This is a genomic window from Pseudomonas sp. ES3-33 (genome assembly GCF_000952175.1).
In the GTDB taxonomy this organism is placed as follows: domain Bacteria; phylum Pseudomonadota; class Gammaproteobacteria; order Pseudomonadales; family Pseudomonadaceae; genus Aquipseudomonas; species Aquipseudomonas gregormendelii.
Genome location: NZ_JZRI01000008.1, coordinates 103,279 through 127,989 on the forward strand (window position 1 = coordinate 103,279; position 24,711 = coordinate 127,989).

Genomic DNA, 24,711 nt, shown 5'->3' on the forward strand with positions numbered 1-24,711 from the left:
TATGGATGATTAACGTGCCGATACCAGCATTTTTCGCACCATGGGATTAATCCGAAACTCTAAAAATTTAGGAATATTCCTATTTTGTTTGGGCGCTGGTTCTCTGTATTCTTGGCTCTGCTTGTTCCAGTCATAGTAACCTTGGGAAACGTATGGGCTTGTGCTCAAGACATGAGCGGCCATTTTGCTTGTCCTGAGGCAAAGGAATTTTTCATGGTTTCATTGTTTCGTCCCATTCGCCTTATGGTGCTGGATGACCATGCGCTTATTCTGCAAGGCATCTCCGAGAATGTCAGGGAAGAGCGGGATATAACTGTGCTTGGGTATTTTACCCAGAGCCAGAAATTGATCGACGCATTGAGTCAACAGGAGGTGGATGTGGTCCTCATGGACTATTCCCTGAGTCCGGGCGAGGTGGACGGACTAAACCTGATTCGCGGCTTGCGGATCAAGTTTCCCAAGGTGAGCCTTCTGGTGATTTCCGCACTGCACGCCCCGGCTACGGTGGCCATGGCGATGCGCTGCGGTGCAAAGGGTTTCCTGGGCAAGGAAACGGCAAAGGAGCAGTTGCTGATAGCGATTCGTCGTGTCGCCAGCGGGCGTGATTACCTGCATCCCATGATGGAAAACGAACTGCGGGACAATCAGGTGTCAATCGCCAAGGAGAGCCAGGAAGATCTGGCGAACCCTTTGGGGTTGAACACGTTGATCACATCCAGCGAGCTTTCGGTTCGTGAGCGGGAAGTATTGCGTTGTTGCCTGGATGGCTTGTCGGTGACGCAAATCGCCCAGAAATTCACGCGCAGCGTCAAGACCATCAGCACCCAAAAGCATTCTGCCTATAGAAAGCTCGGGATTCGCAATGACAACGAATTGTTCAAGGTGCGTTCGCAGTTTGAGGGTTGGTAGTGCGGCGGGTCATTGTGTTACAGCGTGCCGGCCTGTCACTGCGGCCACCGCTTTTTACTGACAGGTCTGAATGCACACGACGAAATGACGTACATAATGCGGGGGGTATGGGCAGGGCGAGAACGCGAAGGCGTCATTGATTAAGGGGCTACCTCATAGGCTTAGTATTTACTAAGTGGTGAATTGCCGATCGACGTATCGCGCGAAGCCGTTAAGGTGCATGAAAATGAACAATGTGAGAGCGCTTCTGACTATAAGCGCCCTATCATCACTTTCGCTGTGGATTGATTTTTTTCTCATTTTTTTAGTGCCTATTTATTTATGGCAGGCATCACCCTCTGAAATTGCGATTCTAGCCTTCTCCTTGGGTGCAGCTTCACTATTCGTGGGGCCCATAGCGGGCATTATTCTAGATCGTATACATATTAGAGTCAGCTTTCTTTCGGGAATGTCATTGCGGATTCTCACTACATTAGGATTTTTTCTCGCGCCTAGCTTCGAGTGGTTTGTAATAATGGCCGTGCTTAAAGGTCTAGCTAATATGCTATATTTTCCAGCATTAGCGATATCAATTAAGCAGCTAGTGTCAGCGGACTGTCGAACAGATTTCTTTAGTTACTCTAGCCTGCTTGATCAACTTACAAAAATATCCACTCCACTTCTCGCTGGAGTACTCACTATTTTTCTGCCTGTGCAATCAATATTTTTGGTTTCAGTCGCACTTCTACTTGCGGCTGTGCCCTTTTTAAGATTTATATGGCCTAGCTTGCAGCCAACTCTGCCAAATGCTGTGCTTACTATAAGATCAGTTTTTATCGACCTTATAAACGGAGTTAAAATCTTTCGATCCTTAGACTTTCAGTTAAAAATAGGTTTTTTTTACTCGCTCTTAACATCTCTCGCTTTGGCTAGCTACGACCCTCACCTTGCATCGCTCATAACGTCTCTTCAATTTCCAGCGATTGTTTTTTCCTTAATAGTATCCTCTACCGCAGCGGGTGCTGTATGTGCTGCCATTGCGGTTAAATTTAAAATAATAAAGTTTAATGAAATAAAGTTGCGGACTCTTGGGTTGGTTTTTTTTAGTGCCGGGGTCTTGTCTGCATGTATTATTTTGTATTTCTCTCCTGTTATCCACCCTGCTTATTTTATGGTCTCTTGGCTTCTAAATGGATTTGGCTACGAGCTATTGATTATATCTTCTAATGTCATACTTCAAAATCTCTGTCCAGCAGAAAAGTTAGGAAGGGTTTCAGCGTCATTCAGAAGCCTGCAAATGCTCTGTATCGTCTTAGGCCCAATATTAGGTAGTCTGCTTATTTCAATGTTTGGTCGGGCCTCACCTTTTATTTTGGCTTCTACATTAACTTTGCTCACTGCAGTATTGGCGATTTATTTCCAGTGTGTGTCGAAGCGCATCGAAAATGCAGAATCACAAATGATGTGAGTTTGCCTCCGTCGTTCGACAGAGAAACCCAGGCTTGCGTCATTACCCTCAATACGCAACAACAGTTGTCCCCCCACCGTCAGATCATTCGCTGCATGAGTGGTGCGCCAATCATCAGTGGCGTCCCATTGCAGGATATCCCCGGGATTATTGAACGCCTTCCAGGTTTCACCGATGGGCGCGGCAACGCTCGTTTGGATCTTGATTTTCATAATGTAAAAGCCAATCCGGCATAAATCGGGCGTCCAGTGGCAAGTACGCGCATGTAGTGGCCGCTCGCTCTAGGCATGGCGGTTCCTGATTAGCATTTGTTCTATCTCGGTCAGGATGCGGTGCGGGTCAGCACCCAGATTCACGGAGACCTCAAGAAATTCAATCACGTCGAGCCTGCGCTCTCCACGCTCATACTTCGATACGTAGGACTGAGGTCGGCCCAGCTTTTCGGACAGCTCTTGCTGAGTGAGTTGCGAGGTCTTCCGTGCCTCGACCAAAAGCGCGAGAAAGTGTTGATACGGTGCTGTGTGAATCGTCTTCATGCGGGTCTGCCGATTTTTACCAACAGATCAAATAAACCTTTTTCAGGTTTATCCCAAAACGGGTTTAACCGGTTCTAGTTTTGTGGTGGATTCTGTTTTCGTCGCAGACGTTGGGAGCATGTCGTGGCGTAGACCAGTACAAGAGCAATCAGGAAGGATGCCAAAGCGGACAGGTTTATTTCAGGCATTAAAAAGCCGGCTTGTGGGCGGCTTTGTTTTTGGATTTTTGCCTTTAATTGCTGGGTGTTATAAGGCTTGATATTTCTGTCCCCCCATTTGTCCCCCCAGGCTGACTTTGCGTGGTTGGTTTTGAGGGGCCGCATCAGAAGTAGCTAGCGCTGAGCTTAACGTTCACATAGCTAAGTATCAATGTAACCGTCCGGGCAACATACCTGCCTGGCCCCTTCGCTTGAGGCGATGGTGTCCGCCCAATTTTAGTGGGCATCCTTTTCGGCCCTTTTGAGCAGACGCCAATGCCGCAGAACGCCGCTCCTATTCCAAGCCCTTCAAGACCCTGATCATTGCCGAGTGCGCCCAGCTTGATACCTCGATTGCCCCTATATTCCAGCAGGTGAAAGTCGTTTCAGCGTATCTGCAGGCTCGCGTTGCGAAGCTCTTTGATGAGCGCATCCTGACCGTCGAACTCCTCCCTTTGAGCTTCCGTAAACCCGCCACGGTAAGGCTCAATGCGGGCCATCTCCTGCTCGGCAGCGTCGAATTGCGAACAATAAGCCAAAATGACCGCGTAAAAACTCCTGGCGCTGTTGAGTTCGTCGAGGAGTTTAGCGTGGCGTATAAGCGGAAGAACTGTGTCAGCGAGCATTCCTCTAGCAGCATCAAAATCATGTCGATCCAGCATGTCCTGTGCTGCATCAAGTCCAAGCCTGACGGCCGAACTGTAGGCACTGATACAGATGTAGAGTTTGAAAGCAAAAAGGCGGAATGTAATTGGGTTTGTACGACGCTCTTTCATGAGAATGGACTTCATTTCAAAGGCATCTGCGAGGTGTTTAACGTCGTCCGAATCAGCTGAGGACTGTTCAAAAAAATGGGCGACTTTGTCCGCAGCCCGTCCCAAGATCCAAGTCTCGCTGATACCCAGCAGGTCTAGGTACTCTTGGATGACCTTTGACACTATTGCCTCGGATTTAGAATTCTCACCCGACCGCCAGAGCGCGACCGCAGCATTGTAGTAAAGTATCCTCAGATGTCCTGCGGATAGCAGCGGGCTTTGTTTGGCTCGTTCGATCGATTCGTAGACGCCACTGACGTTTTTCTGAAAGCCGTGCCACGACATATTTTTTTGGTGATACGACATGACTGCCCTATCTGATAGCTGATTTTCCGACATCAACTGAGCCATGCATGCGAGGTATCCTAAGATCTTGTGAGGGTCGCTTGGTGGCCGAATCATGAAAATAAGAGCGTCCAGTGCCCAAAAACGTGACTCCGCAGAGAGGTCGAGTGACGACGAGGCTGCCTCCAACGACGCCCCGAAAATTTCTCCCAATCCCATTTCCTGGAACATTTCTTCGCCTGCCAGATCGATGATGATTTCGGTTTCACCAACGTCAACCAAGGTACGAACGTATAAGGAAAATCGGTGGCGATTCTGTTCATTAACCAGCGAATCGTGCAAGAAATCCTTCAGTACCGTTTTTGCTCGGATGACAGTATCTTCAGGCGCCTCAAGCAAACAGCTAGCTCCAACGATCCGCATGGCGTCGTGAATCTTTAGCTCTTGGCTACCAAAGACTTCCAAAATACCCAATGGTCGAAGGCTACGGATCGCGCCTGCAACCTCACGCGGGGTCATCTGCTTATAGTCACGCATGAGGGTGTTCAGTTCGGCGGTCGTGATGACAACGTCCACCATGCTCAAAAAAGAAACTACTTGCTGACTTGCCTCTGGTAGACCTGCGAACACGCGCGTAAGGATGATCTGCTGCGCAGTGGTGTCGAGGGTGCTTTGATCGTCCAGAGCATCGCAGAGGCTATCGAGATCACCGCCATAATCCTGGGCTGCGAGCCTAGATGCACTCTGAAGGTAAAGAGGCAGCCCTCCTGTCATTTGTCGCAGCCGTTCCATCGTTGCGACGTTGCCGTAAGCGCCCAGTTGGGCTGCCTCTGATGCCAAGGTGTCCAGATCCCACCCCAGGAGTACCTCTCTTCGTACGCCACTGAGCTGTTCGATTTCCTGAGTTGATCCCGTAGGTTGGCACAGGATGATGAAGCGCAGATTCGCAGTGTTGGCGAAAACCGTCAGCAAATCCTTCGCTGGGATTTCGTGAGCGTTATCGATCACGACAATCGGCCGCATGCCTTGTGCTTGGAGATAGCGATCAAGGGCATTCAGCCCATCCACACCGGATGCACCGGGAGCAAACATTTCCCTGATTTCATGAGGCCGATCGGTGAGGCTTCCTCCTATCTCACGTACTAAAGAGCTGGTTACCGCGGCGCCAGCAGTCTCACTGGCATTGAAGTAAATGCAGCGTTCTGGGCTGTGCATTGCTGTATGCGCGCACCAAGACGTTTTACCTGCCCCCGAGAAGCCGCAAACGATCCGTATACGGTGGTCACTGATGAACGCAGGCTCATCAATCTGTGGTCGGTACCCAGGCAGCGGGGCAGGGAAACCTTGCAGTTGTGTCAGCAACTGCTCAAACAACTCTGGCAAGATTTCCGAATCAAAAGCGTATCCACCGAGAGCTTTGCTGCCTGTAGCAGCTGCCAATACTCGGCCGGCCAACTTCCAAACCAGCGAGTCAGGGATCAGCATCGCATGAGGTACTTGCGAAGCCAGCTTGGTGCACCCTTCAACCGCGTCCTTAAGGTCTTTCCAGCACTCTGGCAAGCATGTCAGTTCCTGAGGTGCCGGTTGGCCGGGATACAAAAACTGTACGTCGTCAGCTATGTCACCTGTTGCTATGCTGCGTGTCAATTTAGGCCCCGGCGGTTGGTTCGAGGCGACTACGAAAAGAGCTTTACCTTGACGCCGACCTTCCGTGTGTTCGAGGCGAAGCTTCTCAAATCGTTCGAAGGCGGTGTCTATGTCACTGGGTATGAGTGGATTGCTACGTGTCTTGATCTGAACATAGACGCGGCAGTTTGATAGGACAATTTCAACATCCTCATCGCGCTCGATTACCACTTGAACGACGTTCGCGGCTTGAGCCTTAAGCATGCAGCCGACCGCGAACAGATGTTGATAGAGAAAGCCGCCATGAACAGCAGCAATTCGTTTTTCTTGAGCTTCATCGAGGGTGGGGAATGCGGATGTCATTGTATTGTCCTTGGTTGACTTCGATCCTTTGGCCAATTTGAGTGGCCGGGTTCGATGATACGTTGAGTCCCGCCACGGGTAAGCAAAGTGCAGCTGCGTTGCACCGACAATGGCCACGACTCTGGCCAGAGCAGTGTCGGTGCGGGCGCGCATGTCCGTGGGCTCGGTGGTCAGCCAGATCGCGTCGATACGGATCATTGAATCAGTCCGCTAACGAACCGGGCTCAGCCTTCGGGTTTGGAAGCTGGCCACTTTACCGTCAAGAATTTTTACCCAATGGAACCTCAATACTCACCCACTTTTCTGGAGTTGCCTAAAATTCTGGCTGCGGTACGAATTGCACCCCACTTGACCAGGCGTTTGCATTCGACTTGACCACCTATTGGCGTTCGACGTGGCCAGCGCATACAGCCGTTCGCATCGGTAGGTAACGGCCAAAGGCAGCCATTCACATCTATCTTCGAAAACAGGGGCGATGCACGCATTAGCGGCAAAGGCCCAAGCTAGACGCGCATTAATTTCGTCCATTTACACTTACTTTCGGTAATATCCGGAATCTCTCAGGACTGCTGAAGGTAGGAAATGGACTTCACCCCCATCATCGCCAAGCTCTGGGGTGCGCTTGGCTGGTTTATTCCGCTGATGCTGCAAAACGGCACGCTCAAGTCGCCTTGGGCCAAGGGGGAGGCCGACGAACTTCTGGTGCGTCTGTTCGCACATTGGCAGTTGGATACGCAGACCTACCGCCATCTGCACAACGTCATCCTGAGTACGCCCGATAGCACCACGCAGATCGACCACGTACTACTCTCGCATTACGGCACCGAGGGCATTGGCTTCACCTGCTACATCAAGTCATTTCAGTCGATGGTATTCCGCGTGGCCGAAGTCGACGCCCCCATGCATGCAATGCAAGCCGGCTGGCGCTCTCTACTCCTCGTTACTCACCGCGAGCATGTACCGAACTTGAAACGCCCTAGCAATCCAGCAGCCGGTCGGAAACGCCCGAAACTCGGAAGTGCGCTCGTGCCCCGGAACGTGAAAACTGGTTGAAGGTGGACAGTAGTTCTGGGGCTGTTGAGTGTTTCCCAAGTGCAGAGTGATGCTCAGCTTTTAACCAACTTTCGAATATGGTCTGACAGAAATGTGCAGCTTGGGCTGAAAGTTAAAGGCCAAGGCAGGACAATCGAACAATTTCGTAGTGTGAACCATCGAGTAGCGCGCTCACCCGACAAGGCGCTCCCGACGATGTTTACGATGCAAACCAAGGGAGATACCAACTTGAACCAGCCAACGCCCGCAACGAGAAGCTTTGATGTGCTTATTCATCTTGATCAAGGAGATAGCGCAAAGGCGCTCTCGGCCAACGAGCTTGTCCAGCGCCGGCACTACGAACTTCTCCGGGATCAAGTGAATGAACACCTAGCCACCTTGAGGCCTGCAGAGTCACTCAAGCAGGACTACCCATACGGCAGTGGTTGGACGCAGTTTCTTGATGGTTCCCGAGGCGCAGGCAAGTCAACCTTCTTGAGCTCAGTAAAGGCTGCCATGAAGGCCGATGTTGACCTGAAAAGTCAGATGGCATTCATCGCTCTGATAGATCCAAGTCGCATCGAGCATAGCGAGATCATCCTGCTCGTCATCCTGCAGCATCTCAACAAGCGGGTCGAGGAGGCCCTCAAGGAGCTGCGCCAAATGCATAATGAACAGCTTCGGGACGAATGGCGCCGAGCGTTCAAGGGCGTCGCCGGCGGCCTCAGCTTATTCGCAAAAGAATACCACCCGCTCAACGATCTGGATCCGGAGCTCTTTCTCGACTGGGGCCTAGAGCGCACAAGCGACAGCACTAGCTTGAGAACAAAGTTGCACCATCTATTCGAGACTGCGTGTCGCATTCTCGGTGTGCAAGGGCTGATGCTCGGGTTCGACGATGCTGACACAGACTCCACGCACGCAATTAATCTGCTGGAGTGCATCCGAAAATACTTAGATACCCCCCGTTTAATGGTGCTGGTAACAGGTGACATGGAGCTCTATTCGCTGCTCGTGCGTCAACACTTCGCAACAACGGTCGCAGGCAGACCCGAGGCAGCTCTGGACCTTCAGCGCAGTTCAAAGCAAGGAGACCGCTCGGGCCAATATCTACGCATGATTGACCATATGGAAGAGCAGTACTTGCTCAAACTCTTCCCGATACGGCGGCGCATGCAGTTGAAGCCATTGTGGAATATCAAGCTTCTTGATAATTGCCACGCTACCCATCCTGCTTGGGGCCAGAACGAGATATCGGTAGAGGATGTAGTCCAAGCAATAGTGCAGCGCGGTCTGCGTGTTAAAGCCAGCTCTGACGTGTCCACATATACCGAATTCCTGCTCAAGCAACCTCTGCGTTCAGTTTTACAGGTGCTATCCAGTTGCGCACCGCATCTGGAGATATCGTCTTCTGCCGACTTAAAGTCAGGGGTTTGGTCATTTGATCTGACCAGTGAGCTCAGCCGCTCCTTACAGGCCCTAGCGCTGACAAGCCTCTATAAGTTCTCCGTCGATACCGATGCGATTGCCGCAAAAGAGTTGCCAGCTTTAACGCTGGCCGTTTTCGACCTCTCACTGGAGGACGGGGACATTGATACCGCTCCATATCTCCGGCCAATGTCGGCGGAACAGGACATCAAGGCTTGTTTTGCTGCACTGGCAGCGGAGGTGCCGAATTTCTGCGCCGGCAAGCCGGGAACAGCTCTTCGGTATCTGTTGCGTGGGCCCGGCAGTGTGTCGCTCTACAACCTTGCCAACTCTCACCTCAGCGATAAGGACTCAACGTCTTCATTGGGTCGCGTCCACCAATTCAAGTCTTACATGGGCATCGGTCGTAGAGAAGACAGCCTTGACTGGGCTCGGCGCGCGACAGCAGTCATCGCAATGCCCTACAGCGTGAACTACAAACCCCGTGTCGTTTTGCCCGGTGTTGTGGGGCTGCGTCGAGGTACGAAAGGGAGAAAGGGCGAGCTAATCGCTCGGGCCGTGATCCAACGTGCTGTTGATAATACAGCGATTCCGCATTTGCCCGTGTTTGCGCTAAGCATGGTCAACGTAGTGAGTGCTACCAATCCGCGTACCTATGGGTCCATCTTTACGTTAATCGGCCTCATCGAGAAATTGCTGTCGGCAGATAACCAGGGTGATCTGGAAGCCCGGACGGTCTATGAGCGGGCTTATCCGTCTTTAACCGTTTCTGGCCCCAGTTGGTCGCGCCAAGGCGACGCTACACCGGAAGATGAGGACGACGAAGATAAGCAACGCGCACTGGCTGAGTCGAATGAGTGGGCGAAACAAGAAGCCCTATGGAGGAGCATTAATACTTGGCTCGAAAGCGTGCGTGATTTGTTTAAGAAGACCATGCCTTCAGGCATTTTTCTAGGCAAGGTCTGGACACGACTCTTCTTCAGTCTGCAGAACGCGGCCGAGGATCTGAAACCCAGTGCTAAATTCGACACGGTGATGGAGATTTTTTCACTCTGCGTCATTAACGCATTCTTGGTCGAGGAGGCTGAACACCACCTGCTTGATACGTCAGATGCGTCGAAGACTATTTCGAGGATCGACAGGAACAACCCCCGAACCTCGGCTAGCTGGTTTGTCGACAAGCTCAACTCAGCTAAACCTCAAAGAGTTGATTTCCCATTTACCGCAATCATGGCGACATGCCCCTTGCTCCTGGGGCTTCTGGACACTGAACTGGATTATGCCCAAGCGTTGAAACCGTTGTTTCCTGATGACATGAATGAAGCGGCGATCAAGGGTTTGTTGTGCCCGAAAGAGCTTAAGGAGCTCATGCAGAAAGTTTCCGTAACGGGCGAGTCTCGGTCCCGACAAACTGCATCTCGTGGTGCTGGTGAGGCCACTCACGAATGAGTGCCCAAGCCGCCTCCATCGGCTCGCTCCTCTCGACGCTACTGCTGTCGGACTACAGGATCCTGCGTCTCTCTTGGGAGACGCCCTTCGCCCAGCAGTTGGATTGGTCTAAGTTACGGGAGCCCGCCTATCTCGCATACCAGCCTTGGGCTGCACGCTTTCCGGATCATGTGTTCGATTCGGCATGGCGCTTCCTGGCAGGGCAGCAGCCTGAAAATGGCGTCCTAATCAATGCGCTCAAGGCCCTGGTCGATGAGTTCCTGAGCCTGCGGCATGGCGAGTTGCGTGTCCATCGCGATCTATTCGGCTCCTGGCAGCAAGGCGTTGCCAGCAGGCTTTCTTCGCTCCCAATCCAAGCAGCAGCTGATGTAATTCTTCGCGCGGGGGAGTGCAACTCGGACCGTTCGTTTCGTTTGCGGCTCGACTCATTCAATCGAGAGATAGCCCCGTGGAGACGCCAAGTTGTGCCCTTGCTTCGACCAGAGGAGGCTCCGGTCGCAGACTATGTTGAGCGGGAAGGTTTGCACGAATCACACCTACATCTGAATGGCAGTACGCATGCCGAGATCTGCTGGCTGCGTGCAATCCGCGACTCGCGCGCGGAAACTCGGGATTTTGTGAACGCCTGGACCCGCGAGAAGAGCGGAGGCCGTATTCGCGAGCTAGTTGGACAGACGAATCCCGAACTGACTCCGCAGGTCTTTCACCAGCACCTGCAGACTGCAGGCCGGCTTCGTTCTTGGCTCATCGGCTCTACAAATGGCCAGCTCGCGCCGGACGCACTACTGCCATTGTCGTGTCAAAGTTTGTATAGCGCAGGCAACGACGAGTGGTCTGAAGGGTTAAGTGTGCCTACCCCGTCGTGGCGTGACGAACCCGATGTTGAAGAAGAGTTCACATGGATGGCAGCGCTCGTTGCCAGACTTCGGCAGCACCCGAGCGTCCAACTTTCTCGGATGTTTCATACATACCTGCTGCTGCTGAATCAATACTATCGATTGCTCGTTCAGAGTGAGGCGCAGTATGGGTTCGACCAGTTTCAGAAGTTCACTCTGACGGGGCTTCGTGAGCCGTCAGAACGGGAGTTTCGAGCGCGCTTTCACGCCATGCACGGGCCTCGATTAGCACGTAGCACTGTCGGATATCTGGAGGGACGCTTCGCCCCCAAAGTCGATCCGCTAAAAGCTTGCCGATTGTTCCAGGCAATACTGGGCGGCTACCTCAATTATCTAAACGATGCTACTGCTACTGGCAGATTGTCCATCAAACCACGCTCTCTCTCTGCCTTGTTGAGCGAGCTAGACCGCTATTTTGAGCGACCGACTTTCCCTCATCGAAGCGTTCATCGGCTGGCACTGGTCGCACATTTTATCAAGCTAGACTGGTCGCCTAATGAAAAGGGCAAGTCCGGCCCATATAGGCACTACCCACTCGACATGCAGCTACGTCGAACTACTAATGTGCTGCTATCAGTCCTTGCCCGCTGGCCTCGACTAAGGACATGGGTACGGGGCATCGATGCTGCCGCAAATGAGTTACACGCGCCCCCTGACGTTTTCGCCCCTGTTTTCCGTGTCTGCCGTCGAGCCGGTTTGGATCGGCGCACCTATCACGCAGGTGAAGACTTCCGGCACCTTCTGTCGGGTATAGCCACCATGTGGGATGCACTGGAACTATTGGATCTGCGCAACGGCGACCGTATCGGACATGGAACAGCCATGGGGATCCGCCCAAGCCTGTGGCTTGATCGTATGCCAGGTAAAATCACCCTGCCTCGAGGTGAGTGGTTGCTGAGTGTGCTTGCCGCGTGGCAATTGTTGCGGGATGTGCCAGAGATGCAAGCCTGCGTCCACCGCCTTCATCGCGAACTGGAGTTGGTTGCTCACCAAATTTTCGGGCGTTCGCTGGTAGCGTTCGACATCGAACGCGCGATGGCGCTTCGCGGTTTGAGTCGCCTTGACCTGATGCGCCAGCTAACCGGTGACGAAAGCTCGCAGCACGAACCGCTGAGCGACCTCTGGCGCGAGGAAACTTTGAGGGTTAGGTCAGCATGCCAGAACCAGCCTCAGGCAGTGGGACTGCTCTGGGAGTGGTTGAACGACGCAGGGGTTCACAAACGTGCAGGCGAACTGACCGAGAAAGAGGCTGACTTCATGGATGCCCAAGGTTACCTCCGACTGCAGCAAGCGCTAATGCAACAGATTGCCGATCGGGGGGTCCTCATTGAGACACTGCCGTCTAGTAACGTCCGGATCAGTCAGTACCACCACATTGGCGAGCATCACTCGCTACGCTGGATGCGGGTCCCCGGCCACGTTGTGGATGGAGATCCGGACATTAAGGTGTGCCTCGGTTCCGACGATCCAGGGATCTTCGCGAGCGATCTCGAAACAGAGTTCTATCTACTGTACGCCACACTTCGGCGAGCCGGTCTCAGCGATTCTGAGTCGCTACATCGCCTGAGCGTATTAAACGAACGCGGCAGAATTTATCGATTCCACCATCCCTTACTGTCGTGATGGGGGGCTCGCTTCAGGCGCCAGGATCTAACAGTGACAGATTGCGCCCTGAAGACTAGGTAGCAGAAGCGAGGTCGCAATGGCTCCACAAAGCCAAGAGAAGTAGATCAGCCAACAGAAAAAGCAGTACGGATCAGACTTAGTCAGCATTTGTATGTGCTGGCGTTGGCCGGCCTTCGACCTATATTGAGTCGACTGCTGCCGCTAGCGAGGAGCAGAGATCTACTAATTTCTGCCAGTGCGGACTGGCCGCTTTGGGTCTCGGAGGCGGTCTATCAAAGGCACCGTCTTATGCAGCGGTTGTTGCATAAGACGGGCCTAGCCAGTGCGGCTCTTAGCTGGTCTGCTGGCGACGTTGCACCCAGCACTCCGAGCCTCAACTCTTACCCCTAGTAAAGTGCTTCAGGCTGCAGCGCATTACCTGGCAGCACCTGATTATTCAGTTGCGCGGCTCGAAAATTCGCGTCGAGTGCATACCGAATGGCGCTGGCAAGAGTGATCGTATTATCCGGGTTGTAGAGTGGACCATTTAGTACCGAGGGGGCGCCCCAGGGATTCGGCAGCGAGTTGCGACATCCCGGCGACGCCCAGTACTCCTGCGCGTAGCGCAATAGTCCGTCCTCGTTGAGATCAAGCTCAGTAGCCAGAACAGCCCATTTATGCTGACGAAGCAGTGCCGCGTAACGCTCCGCAGTGGCCATCACTGTTGATGGCTGAACTTGAAAACTAAAGCAGACGCGAACGAACGTCTCAAATTGCAGTGGGCTTTTACCTGCCTCTACCTTCGTCCATGCGCTCGGGGTTTTCCCTATCCAGTCCGCAACCTGCGCTTGATGTACGCCACGCTCCATACGCAATTCGCGTAAGAGGATCATACAAATACTGGTGTATGTAGTTACGTTCTGCATTTCGGTCATGATGGATTTACCTCGATAGGCTTGCCGACGACCAAAATAGTATCATCATGAGATCCTTGTGGGAACTACTGTGTTCCCCGTGGGAACATTGGTGTTCCCGTCGGTGGCCTGAGGGCTTGTCGAACGTGCTACGGCTTTGGCGCGCATTCCTTCAGCCACTGCTAACTGTTAGACCATCGTATTCCTTCCGCCGCCCCTACTTGGAGCTGCCTCCCTCAATGGGTCAAGGATAATATCTCACGGAACCGGCCCCGTTTCCTTTACGTCACGACTGCCTGCAATGGGTCGAATACAGCCTGTCGTCACTACGGCATATGCTACTCAGGCGGCATACGAGGTGGTCGATACGGACGCAAATACTTGGTCACCATAGCCCTAAGCGTTGGGATCATGAAGGTGTATTGGCCGGATGCTTACGTACCAATTTTCCTGACCCTCGGGGCGTCGCGTGGCTAAGCTTTAATCCCTCGGAGCATCGCAGAAGCTTTCTGATTTCCCGGGAGATGTTGATTCTCGCATGGTGGCGTATTGATAGTTTCTCTATAGTCCGGCTCTGTCTTCGCGTATGTTGATACAACTTGATGCGTGGTCTGGAGTGAAAATGTCCCCCTTTGTCATTGGTCAAGAGTATGAAAGATCCCGTCTCCTTGAATTCATAGGTAGCAGACAAGCACAGTCAGGTGTTCTCTGGGGGAGGGAGGAGACAGGATGTCTTATTTGTACATCAGGAGGCCGAGGCGGTAAGAAAGCTGGTTACTCGGATGAGCGACTATCTGACGGTACTTGGTGGTATTTTGGCCAAGGCCGCATGGGTGATCAATCTCTGAGTAATGCCGCGAACTCTAAGCTCTCTTCTGGAGACTTTTCAGTTCTGCTCTTTACTACAAGAGAACCTACTGCAAGAGAGGTGGCCGCTCGAGGTACCTATGGGAAATTATTTTCCTATTGTGGGCAGTTTAATGTCTCAGGTTTTGACCAGTTCGTGCCGAGTAATGGTAGTCGTCAGGGTGATAAACTATGGCGTTTTCACCTGCTGCCTATCAGTGACGTGAGGTACTATTCTTATAATGAGCAAAGTGACCTTGATCTAGAATTCTCTGGTGACTTGCGGGAAATGCAGTATCGACTAACGTCTTTAGTCTCCAATAAATTCGAGCCTCGGATAAGCTTGGTGGAGTATAGGTCTAGGAGTGCTGCAGTTCACCTCTACGCATCGCTTAGATCAAATGGGCAATGCGAAGCGTGCGGGTCCTTCGCACCATTCACTCGTCCTGATGGGCGGGGGTTTCTTGAAGTACACCATCTCACTCGGCTTGCCGATGAAGGGCCAGATTTACCTTCAAATGTCGCTGCACTTTGTCCTAATTGTCATCGTCGTGCCCACTATTCCGTTGATCGGAAGGAGTTTGGTATAAAGCTTCAAGATGCAATTTCATTCAAAGAAAGTATTATTGCCGGGTAGAAGGAATTACTTAATAAGTGGCTTTATAAATTTTCGCAAAAAAATGAAACTGTCAGGGGTATTTTATCGAAGGGCTAACGGTGTTCCATTTAATTTAGATAAATATTCTCCTATTCCCTTCGTATTAAATCCGCAAGCCGCTTTCCAGTGGTGTTTGCTTTTTTGGTAGAGCTCACCTCACATTCCCAAACGATAAATACTTTCCATCCTGATGCCTTTAGGGACGATGTCACCTGGTTATCCCGGGCGACATTCCTCTCGAATTTTTCCACCCAAAATGCTGTGTTGCTTTTCGGTGTCGTGGCAATACTGCAGTCGAAATGCCTGTGCCAGAAGCATCCATGGACGAAAACCACAACCTTGTAACGGGGAAACACCAGATCAGGCCTGCCGGGCAAGCCAGCCCCATTCAGACGGTAGCGCAGGCCGAGACCATGCAACACTTTGCGCAGTGCTATTTCTGGGCGAGTGTTACTCCCCTTAATTCGGGCCATCCTCTCTGACCGCTCTTTAGGAGAGAGGAAGTCGGTCATATCCGACCTCCAGATCGAGAGCTCCTAGGCCGGGCTTTCATCTCCCTCCTTAACCAGTTCGTAGAAAGGTAGGCCACGAATTACCTCTCCCGAAACATCGAAAGACTTATAGAGACAGTGATGGTTAGGTAGGGTCTTCACACGCTCTGATAGTTCAGCAAGATCCGATGTAAAGCCGAGGACTCCCAGTTCGGCGGGCGTGATGTTTGGTACCTTGTGGATGAACCAGGACAGTAATGGTTCCCTGTAGTCGGTAGCGCCGACCTTGAAGTGCCTAAGGAATTGCGAGGCTAGTATCACGCCAGTGCCGAACTCCCGCCCCTGTAGCAACAGCTTGCGTAGAACGTCGAACTCGTAGCGCATGATATTGTCGGCTTCGTCCACCAATAGGTAGGAGTCGATCGCTCTGAGCTGCGGGTCGGTGCCTGTAAACGCTCGCTTGGGCACCTTGAGCATGTTCTCGTAAAACATGTTTAGTAAGATGGCGACGAGCATGTTTTTGCTTCGGTCATCTTGTCCCATTGAGCTCAGGGATATCACCACGACGCCATCGAAGAATTCGTCGAAAGGTTTTGTCTCACCTTTGGTCTTTGCAAACACCTCCATGTCCACCAGATCGTCAATAATTGCCATTGGAGCGTCCGACTTCCCGCCAAGTATTTCTCTGTACTCCGCATGGATATCGTAGATCGTAGGCTGGCGGTCTTGAGTATTAGCTGATTCGTAAGCGTTACGGACAGCTGCTTTAAGTTTGTCCCGCTGCACTGGACCTATGCCTGAGTACACCTTGTCGAGGACATCTGCGAAAAACCGGAACCGATCCAACCATGGTGCTGAGGATTCGCCCATTCCGGTGGTATCAAATAGGTTCAGAGGTAGGTGGTAGGGCTTCACCACCTTTGCCCCAGTAGCCTCTACGAAATCCGGGCTACTAAAGTCGCTCTTATAATCGAAGATCAAGAAGCGTGGCTTGATCCCACGGTTTGCATCGCTGGCTCTGGATATCTGCAGGATAAGCGATTTGAGGAATTGGGTCTTGCCTGTGCCGAGGTCACCTGCCACACCGATGTTCAACTGATTGAGTCGAGTATCGGATATGTTCAAACTTAGCTGTCTTGGCTCGAAACCATCAACTGTTTTACCTACGGAAAGGATTACTCCGCTGCCTAACTCGTCAGGAGGCAAGGAAGATGCGATCTCTCCATTTGAATTGCTGGAGGATGTTTCTTCATTGATTAACTGCACAACGGGTACGTTGTTTGAATTTATCGAAGAGTCTACCGACTGCTCGCTTTCCGCTGCAGAACTGTCGAAAGGAGGCAGGCTGGTAGTGTGGACTAGCAGGGGAGGCAATAATCCCCAATCGCCCACCTTGGCCCGCACGGCGTCGTAGAACGACTGTGGATCACTGTCGAGTACGATACGACCTGCATCCTTGCTTGAAATGACAATCGTCTCGTCGAAATTGTCGCCATCACGATTATGTGGGCCGCTGAGGCTTGATTCGTCGACGACGATAAGTCGTCCCCGTAAGTCTAGAGTAGGTCTCGAGTCAGGATCGAGGATCGCTGCGGCGATTAGCTCGTGGTACCCGGCCCAGCGGGTAGCTTGTCCTTCTACTGCCTGATGCTGACTGTAGACTCGTAAGCCAAAGCCAATCATCGAGAGTAGTAGATGTTGGTAGGCCAGGCTCCATGCCAAAGATTTATTGGCGCGTTCCTCGATGGCTTGCAAGAGTTTTGAGAGTGCTCTGGCTTGAGAAAGGGCTTCGACGGAGTCGGTGGCTCCGAACACGCTTCCTTGGCGGCACTTGACCTCTATCGGCGTCAGATGCAGATGAACTTTGTCGCTGCTGATTCGCACGCCGACGACAAGCAAGTCGGGGCGTGAAAGGGAGGTTTCTTTGCGCTCCTTGCCGAGGGAGCGTGCAAGGTCGGCAAGATAACCTCTGAACGGGTCGACGGGAACGATTATCGCGATTGTGATTTCCTCTGGCGAACCCGCGAGCACTGGTAACAAGCTGTTCAGGTTTCCTTCGGTCCGGAACTGGTCTTGAAGGAGTCGGACCGCTAGGAATAGACCCAGGTCGCCTGTAGCGCCTGTATCGTCACCGGAGAGACCGCGAACGGTGGGAATTCCTCTCCTAGCGACCTCTAGAAGAATCTGCTCGATCTTTGAGTCGTCTAAGTTGTCGCATCCTGGAAGGGGCTTCAGAACACGGCGTAAGGCATCACGATCGGCTTGCTTGACCTGCGACAAGAGGTAGTAGCCGCTGGTATCGCCTGCGCGATGGGAATACGAAGGGAGGTCGTAGTCCCACAGGTAAGTACCTTCGATCCAGCCACCCAAAAAACAAGCTGGGTCAATTGCAGAAGACGAGACTGCAACATAGCCGGCGCTATTTTCCTTAAGCATGTCGGACACTGCGTGGACGCTAGGCGAGAACTGCAGTCCAACCTTACTGTCCCTCATCCTTTCAACCATAAGCATGCATGCTGAAACCTTGTCGGCGAATTGTTCGCCAGAGGGAGGCATCTGCCGGCCTTGACGGGATTCACTTAGGAATGAGCCTTGAAGCTGACGCCTGACTCTGTGTCTGATTAGGCCACCAACACCCATCGGTGAGAGCATGCCTACATCCTTGGAGCCAGGTTCTGCCGAATCCAGTTGTGCAATGATGCCTAGATCCGGCGTGGCGCCTAACGGTTGCTTGTCATACCAGCGAACGTGGTTATCGGTGTCCTCGGAGAGGTTGGCGATCGTAGCCTGGTCAGGCCTTCCTGAAAGCCTAGTATCGAAAACTTCCAAAATCTTCGCACCGACGCTTTGCATAGGTGTGTTCGCGCCTCCGTTACCGAACCGCTTTGTACACCAGTTAGTCAAACCTTCGTTGCAGGCATCAGTAGTACCACCTGCGCTAGACACTACTAGACTGATAATGGGCTTTGCTGCAAGAAGGTTGGTTACATCGTCGAGTGCGCGCGAAACCTGAGCGGGGCTGAATCCACTTGAGATACCGCCGACAGTTAGGCCGAAGGTGTTGTCGAATGGGGGGCGTCGGGTACGGGCTGGTAGCTGGCCCAGGCGAGAGCCATTCCAAAGGACAGACCAGTAGTCGGAACTGCATTCGACGGACAGGAAGTCTATCCGCTCAACGCCACTCGGAGACTGAAGCGAGATGGTCAGCAGGTCGGGAACACAATCTGGGTCAAGAATACTTGCCGCCGGACAAGGCAAGGGTGAGTCGCCTTCCACCTCGTCCCGTAGGACTTTCTGGGCAAGACAATGCCATGCAAGTCGCAATGGATGAAGGGGGGAAAGGATGATGGCTTCTGGAATTCTACTCAGGGTTCGTCCGTCTAGTTCTAGCGAGCAGACCGCAACGGTATCTATCCAACAAGCAATGTCCGGGTCGGTGTCGAGCCAAGACATGTAAGCATCGAGATAGGTTTCGGCGAGTACGCGAAACTCAGTATCCTCCGAGAGCCAGGCTCCTAGCGTCGCAGACTCGATGAGCCCCGACTGGTCATCGCCTCGTATGTATTTTGCAATCTCTTGTCGAGTTTCCACGAATCCCTTTGGTGGCTGGAAACTCAGGGTGTTGGGGCGCGGGTCATGCAGGAAGCGGCCTTGCGAGAGAATGGGGCCATTAGCGGCATTCCAGTTGGGTGGAACCCAACTAGATACGTAGTCATCTGCTATCACTAGGGGGCTGAACGATTTGGCTACGTTCTGCTCCTCAAGTATCCAAGACTGCAAGCTTGAGGCGCGCGCATTCCGGTCCAGATGGACAACGGCCTTTGTATCAAATTTTTCAAGATGTCGGCGGTTCAGCTTTATTAGGCGCTCGAACTCGCTCCGGCAGCCTTCCTCCTTTGCCTCATCGCAAGCAAGGTAAACTCTGCAGGTTTGAGGGGAGGTCTCACCCAAGAGGTTGAAGGCTATATCTAGTTGATACTTACCGTCGGCCTCCACTTCTACTAGATATTCATCCTCTCCTACGAGGCGCGCGTCGAGGGATTGTTGCTGTCCTTCTAGTTCAGTAGCATCGTCCGGCATGCCCTCCACGTTGCCAATGGTTGCTCCTGGTGACAGGTGGAGACGCAGTTCATATCGACCCGAACCAGGCAGCGAAAGGGATGTCTCCCAGTCCATCGCTGCAGTCTTTTTACTAGGTTTCTTAGGCGGCGACAGTTTTGTCGCTAGCCTGCAGGTTACCAGTATCCCTGGCTTCCAATTCATTAAGGAAATGACCCGGATACTTGCAGGCTTGCACCCCGTAGAGGTGACCTTATAGGTTATGGGTGTCTTGTGTGCGGGAGGGAGAAGGTCTGTGTATTCATTAATTCCGCTAGAGGATGCTAGTAACGGAGTTGGCGCCTTACCATAGGAACCCCCTGTCAGTAGAAACTCTTCTGGTTGACCGCTTTCGCTCGTAGAGATGGCTAGCCCCACCTTGTCACGCACGATCGCTGGTAAGCCCTTGGTTGCGGGAATAATACTATTCGTGCATCGAATGCTGATCTCTCCGATGACTTCATCGGGCTCTTCGGCAAGCAGATCAGTCCATTGCTCTATAGTTAGCAGCGTCCACCAAAGGGGTGGAGAAACTAGCGCTAGGGTTTTCCCTGGCAAATAAAACGCCTGGGTTGCACGTTCAAAGGCAGTAGGGACGTCGCAGCCTATTTGAAGGTGGTGGAGCAACTCTCGAAGAGCTTGAGCGATGTCGTCAGGGGCGCCTTGTGCTAGGCGTTCAATACCAGTCTTGAACCCATCAGCCAGCTCATCTGCAATTTTAGCTATGACGGAGAGCTGTGCCTTCGACGAGATCCCATTGTCTGCCATTGGGGGGAGACCGCATGCCAGAGCAAGCGCATTTCCAGGTGAGAGATGTAGTTGGGCGGTCTCTATCGAAAATATGCGAGATAGCATGCGCCATGAAGCTGCGTGGTTAGCGTGTTCTGGATCCACTTCGTCGATGGAGCTTGCAGCTGCACGGATTAATTGCTTCGCATCGTCTCTCTGCGAATCTACGATACCTGCGACGAGCAATGCCTCATTTACCGATTGCTGCACAAAACCATCGTCCCACCATTTTTCGAGATCGGCACTCATGCCGAAGACATCACTTGAAGACTCGATCGAAAGGTTGTTGTGCTGGCCCGCAGGAACTAGGGCTACGAAGCTGGAATTATTTGGATCATTTCGTACATCCAGCAAGTGGTCGTTATCGCATTTGCCAGACTCCCCGATACGAAGCTTATGGCTACTCATCTGGTCAGTTGGATACTGGAGCAGTACTGGTAGAGTCACCATACTGCCGTCTATTCCAGACATAACTTGAATCCCCCCATCACGAGCGAGCTCCTCGTAGACTTGCTCGAGAATCTCAAGGGGGGGGCCGCGGAAAATCAGCCGGTACTCAAATTTCTTGCCGCTAAGCCCCTGTGTTGCACCCAAAGCTTTTTCACGGACAATTGATGCGAGCCAGTTTGCGAGTTTATTCATGTTCGTATTCCTGAAGGACTTGGCTCGTGTGGAACGGTGGCAATAGCAGCATGCCGCTCTCGGCATCTGGGCTATCGAGCACAAGACCGAGCATCCTTAGCTGGTGCCCCAAGTCATTCCTGGCTATTTCGTGTTTATCTACGGTAACGCCGTAGGCTTCGAGGTGTAGCCCTAGTCTATGGATTGAGCGAGGGCCACCCATCCCGGCGAGGGCGCAGTGGACTAAAGCCAACACAGCTACAGGTCCAAGGGATACGATCCATGGACTGGATGGACTGCTTCCTTTCTTCTTGAGGATATATCCTTGGTCATACCCCCTAAGCAACGGGACTGCAGTCTGGCGTTGCCCTAGCGCGTGCCTCGCGAACTCCAGCAGATTCGAGCCGATGCCTTTCCTGCATAGCAACGCGCGAGCTTCTTGCTCGCGTATATCGATAATGGTTTCGAGAGTCCCTGCGCGAAGGAGGGCATTTCTATGGTTTTGGATATGCTGACAAAGTGCGGCAATTCCTTTACTTGAGGAGAAATCGCCCTCGTAGGGGGTTCCTATTTGCTTGAGTGACCAAAGGAGCGTATTGATCCCCAGCCTGGCGTTTAGGTAGCTGGAAACCTTGTCTTTGATACCTTGAAGAGCCTTTCCTCCGTAAGCCATGTATTGCGGGGCTTCAGGGAAAATTGCGATCCTTACCTCTTTCTCGTTAGGCGCCGCGCCTTCGGTAAGTGCTGCGGAGAGACAGCTCCAAATCCTCGCGTGGACGTCACATAACCATGTCACATGGGAGACTGCTCCTAGGCGCAACACAGCCTCTAATAAACTAGTCCATTGCCGGCGAGTCATGGAGTCTTTCGCCTGCATGATGGCTTGCAGGTCCTTGGCAAATCGTCTGGCTGGCAGGAAGTGAATTTCCTGAAAGTCGGACGCCGTAAGTGTTGTCGCTTCCTCTTCCGGGATCCGCGCTAGTGACCATGTACCTGCGCCTTGATTCCACGACGATGTCTCCTGCTCAAGCCAGCGGGCGAAGAAGTCGTCTTTATCATTGACACTTAAAGAGTCAAAGAGATGTTTCCAAAGGCGCTGCGCTGATTCCTGATCCTTTGAGCCCAGGCAGACCATGCGGCGTATCAAGCTGCCGGCAGGCCAGGAGTTGCTACTTAGCCGAGCGGAGCCGGAGAAGATCGCCGCTCCTGGTACGAGAGGAGTAACCTGCACAAAGCGTTTGGAAGACTGGTTAGGAAGTTTCGGGCTCTCCAATATCCCATGAAGCACGGTATGCCAAGCATCCACGCCTATCACCGCTCCACTTGGCGGCAGTTGGCTCTTTTCTCGAAGCTTCTGTATGCGCCTATCTAGATCACGTCCCGCCTGTGGCACGCTGCCTTCGCTTGCTGATTCAAAGCCTATCGTCCGGTAGAGCGAGGCCAGCAGGACCTCTGAGCTTGCGTATTCCGGCGCAGGGCTCATAGCTAGAGCCGACTTCTGATAAATGCTATTGGAGAAGCGCCAAGGTGCTTGCTTGAATTCCATAAGGCTCATACGACATCCTCCTTGCTCGCGACTAAGCCATCCCATGAGCGAGCCACTACAGTGCCATCTGACCCGATACGAATTTTGGCATGCTCGAGAAGTTCCTCATCCCGGACAATGGAACCAGATAGACGAGCTTTTGTTGTATCCAATAGGGCCAAGACCGTACGAGGGAGAGAGGCAGGGGATAGCCCCCTCTCTAGCTCCTTCACTGCCTTGAACAAGTCATAGGTAAGAGGGATTGGTTGCGCCGATTGCACATGGCCGACCCCGAGGTAACAGATTGGGGGGCGAGGTCGTCCTGGAGTGTTCTGGGGCAGCATCCTGACCTGACGTAGAGGCACAACCAATGTCGCCTGACGTTGCTTGGGTGGAAGTGGTTGTCCGAATGTGGTGGTTAGCGAGACCTCGAATTCCTGACCGGTATTCAGCAGGCCCTTCACTTGCTGTACTACCTCGTAAAGCTGGTGCTTGTCATTCTCTTCGACGACCAGCTGGAAAGCCTGCAGGATCTTGAAATCTGCAACTACTGCCGTTCGGGTACAAATGCTTCTGCGGACTAGGCGGCAAGCAAAGTCGCGAAGTAAATGTTGAACACGACTGGCTGCGACGGGTCTCCTTCGTCGGACAATTGGCATAGAAAGCATTTCGTCTGCATTGGAAAGTCGCTTGAGTAGCTCAATCTCGTTTCGCGATAACACTTTATATTTGCGGATGAACTCTATTCCGCCGGCGAGAGAGCGACTAAAGCGAATGTCGAGGTCGCCGAGGCTAATCATGCTTTGGCTACTTACGGCGACCTGACTGTCGGGACTTGCGAATGCTGGGTCTAAGGTCTCGACGAGGCCTTCCAGCAATGGCGCAATTGTAGCTGGTAGGTAATGTGTCTTTCTCTCTGCGAGAAAATACACAAGCCCCATCAGGGTTCGCCCTGCTTCGGCATCTAGCTCCTTCTCGAGCCCTAGGTCCTTGAGATCACGGCGGAGCGAGGTCGCTGCATCCTTGTCCCAACGATGGAACAATGCATGTTGGTAGCTTGACGTTGCTAGGTGGAAAACCGCAGTGAGTGTTTGCCGGTTGTGCTTTTTTGTGCCTGCTGCTTTGTGGTCAAGTTCGACGAGGTTCTCGGCCCATTGGCAAGGTGTTGATTGGTGCGTGTGCCTTGCTGAGTCATGGACTACAGGGTGGTGACCAGCCAACAAGTACGAGGTAAGGGAGAAAAGGTCACGGAAGCTCCAGCGCTTGCCGCTGGCTAGCTCATACCAGCGTAGAATCTTTAGTAGTGCAGTTCGGTGCTCGTCTCTGGCTAAGATGACCTGGCTGGTACAGAAGGGGCATTTTTCGCCCGCTGGACATGCTCCCTTTGCGGGCCACATTTCGGATGCAGTGGCCTGGCCGATGAGGATTTCCGCTGGCGCCGAAGTCTCGTCGTCAGGCTTGACTAGAAGGGACTCTGCATCCATTGGCCAGACTGCAATCGATGGGAAGCCTTCGAGTGGCCAGCATGAAGGGGCATCGTACGCTAGGCTCACAGCCCTCGTAACAGCCTCGAGGATGGCGCGCGGTTTTTCCAGATTATTGTCGATAGCATGGATCAACGCATCATCGAGGACGCCACGGTTAACGCAGCATAGATAAGCTTGGGATGGTGGACCATCCAGAAGCCTGCCGAGCTCCTCGATAAGGAGTGCTGGTGCAGTGCTTCCCTCGTGACCAGCTGTAGAAGTGGCGTCCTGAACTATATCCAAGCTCAGGCTACTATCGAATCTTGAAAGGCTTCCAGCATCGACGCTTACTATTCGTGGGACTTTGAAGCCGGCGGATGGATGGAACGCCTTTGACAGCTCTTCGATGAGCCGTCCCCCACAGCCTAGGCTCGCGTCTAGCCAGTGGATAGTGGATTCGATCGCTTCAGTTTTTCCATTACCTGGTCCGCCAACCAGAAGGATAATCCTCGGGATGCTCGTGCTGTCGGCCGGAAGCTTTTCGGCCCAGGCTTGGAGTCGAGCGAGAAGGCTTGTCCTTAATAATAGTTTGTTAGGCTGGCCGCTTTCGTTGTCTAAAAGCCGCTTCACTCCCCCCGAGTGATGGCCGGCCCAGTCGACAAGGGCAGCGGGGTAGCGCGCCCCTTCCATTTGGGTGCTATCCATTCCCCTCGAC

Annotated in this window: 13 protein-coding genes and 1 pseudogene; 7 read left to right on the forward strand and 7 right to left on the reverse strand. The window is 52.7% G+C overall.

Annotated features, from left to right (window positions below):
• The first annotated feature begins 171 nt into the window (after nt 1–171).
• From UB23_RS01245 to UB23_RS29030, 3 genes are all read left to right on the forward strand, one after another.
• The gene (locus tag UB23_RS01245) at nt 172–909 is read left to right on the forward strand and encodes a response regulator transcription factor (protein WP_236695812.1); all 738 of its coding nucleotides are present in this window, start codon (nt 172–174) and stop codon (nt 907–909) included.
• Nucleotides 910–1,135: 226 nt separating this feature from the next.
• Nucleotides 1,136–2,356 (forward strand): MFS transporter, encoded by a 1,221-nt coding sequence (locus UB23_RS28155; RefSeq protein ID WP_160298057.1) that lies wholly within the window; start codon nt 1,136–1,138, stop codon nt 2,354–2,356.
• A 2-nt stretch (nt 2,357–2,358) separates the two neighbouring features.
• Nucleotides 2,359–2,592 (forward strand): hypothetical protein, encoded by a 234-nt coding sequence (locus UB23_RS29030; protein WP_152644218.1) that lies wholly within the window; start codon nt 2,359–2,361, stop codon nt 2,590–2,592.
• A gap of 45 nt (nt 2,593–2,637) precedes the next feature.
• On the opposite strand, the gene UB23_RS01255 is transcribed toward UB23_RS29030, so the two are convergent.
• Entirely contained in the window at nt 2,638–2,892 is a 255-nt protein-coding gene (locus UB23_RS01255) for a helix-turn-helix domain-containing protein (RefSeq protein ID WP_045057522.1), read from the reverse strand.
• Between the two features lie 583 nt (nt 2,893–3,475).
• Nucleotides 3,476–6,376, reverse strand: a complete 2,901-nt coding sequence (locus UB23_RS01260; protein WP_236695813.1) for an ATP-binding protein — start codon at nt 6,374–6,376, stop codon at nt 3,476–3,478.
• Nucleotides 6,377–6,760: 384 nt separating this feature from the next.
• Between UB23_RS01260 and UB23_RS27960 the strand changes: the two are divergent.
• The 3 genes and pseudogenes from UB23_RS27960 to UB23_RS01280 all read left to right on the forward strand — a co-directional run bounded on the left by UB23_RS27960 (nt 6,761) and on the right by UB23_RS01280 (nt 12,606).
• Nucleotides 6,761–7,244, forward strand: a pseudogene (locus UB23_RS27960) (nuclease-related domain-containing protein).
• A 215-nt stretch (nt 7,245–7,459) separates the two neighbouring features.
• On the forward strand, nt 7,460–10,087 hold the full coding sequence (locus tag UB23_RS01275) for a hypothetical protein (RefSeq protein WP_152644219.1): 2,628 nt from the start codon (nt 7,460–7,462) through the stop codon (nt 10,085–10,087).
• Entirely contained in the window at nt 10,084–12,606 is a 2,523-nt protein-coding gene (locus UB23_RS01280; protein ID WP_045057523.1) for a hypothetical protein, read from the forward strand. Before UB23_RS01275 ends, UB23_RS01280 begins: the two co-directional genes overlap by 4 nt.
• Before the next feature lie 389 nt (nt 12,607–12,995).
• On the opposite strand, the gene UB23_RS01285 is transcribed toward UB23_RS01280, so the two are convergent.
• Complete coding sequence (locus UB23_RS01285; protein WP_201777860.1) at nt 12,996–13,523, reverse strand: helix-turn-helix domain-containing protein; 528 nt, start codon at nt 13,521–13,523, stop codon at nt 12,996–12,998.
• 1,114 nt (nt 13,524–14,637) lie between these two features.
• On the opposite strand from UB23_RS01285, the gene UB23_RS30045 reads away from it, so the two are divergent.
• The gene (locus UB23_RS30045) at nt 14,638–14,985 is read left to right on the forward strand and encodes an HNH endonuclease (protein WP_236695817.1); all 348 of its coding nucleotides are present in this window, start codon (nt 14,638–14,640) and stop codon (nt 14,983–14,985) included.
• Between the two features lie 110 nt (nt 14,986–15,095).
• Here UB23_RS30045 and UB23_RS01295 read toward each other — a convergent pair whose 3' ends face one another.
• From UB23_RS01295 to UB23_RS01310, 4 genes are read right to left on the reverse strand one after another with little or no spacing between them, the layout of a single operon-like run.
• On the reverse strand, nt 15,096–15,518 hold the full coding sequence (locus UB23_RS01295; RefSeq protein WP_045057525.1) for a very short patch repair endonuclease: 423 nt from the start codon (nt 15,516–15,518) through the stop codon (nt 15,096–15,098).
• 24 nt (nt 15,519–15,542) lie between these two features.
• Nucleotides 15,543–21,026, reverse strand: coding sequence for a hypothetical protein (locus tag UB23_RS01300; RefSeq protein WP_045057526.1), 5,484 nt, complete (start codon nt 21,024–21,026; stop codon nt 15,543–15,545).
• Nucleotides 21,019–22,560 (reverse strand): hypothetical protein, encoded by a 1,542-nt coding sequence (locus UB23_RS01305; RefSeq protein WP_045057527.1) that lies wholly within the window; start codon nt 22,558–22,560, stop codon nt 21,019–21,021. Before UB23_RS01305 ends, UB23_RS01300 begins: the two co-directional genes overlap by 8 nt.
• Nucleotides 22,557–24,701: a hypothetical protein gene (locus tag UB23_RS01310; RefSeq protein WP_045057528.1), complete on the reverse strand. Its 2,145-nt coding sequence runs from the start codon at nt 24,699–24,701 to the stop codon at nt 22,557–22,559. The genes UB23_RS01305 and UB23_RS01310 overlap by 4 nt, the downstream gene beginning before the upstream one ends.
• Nucleotides 24,702–24,711 lie beyond the last annotated feature (10 nt).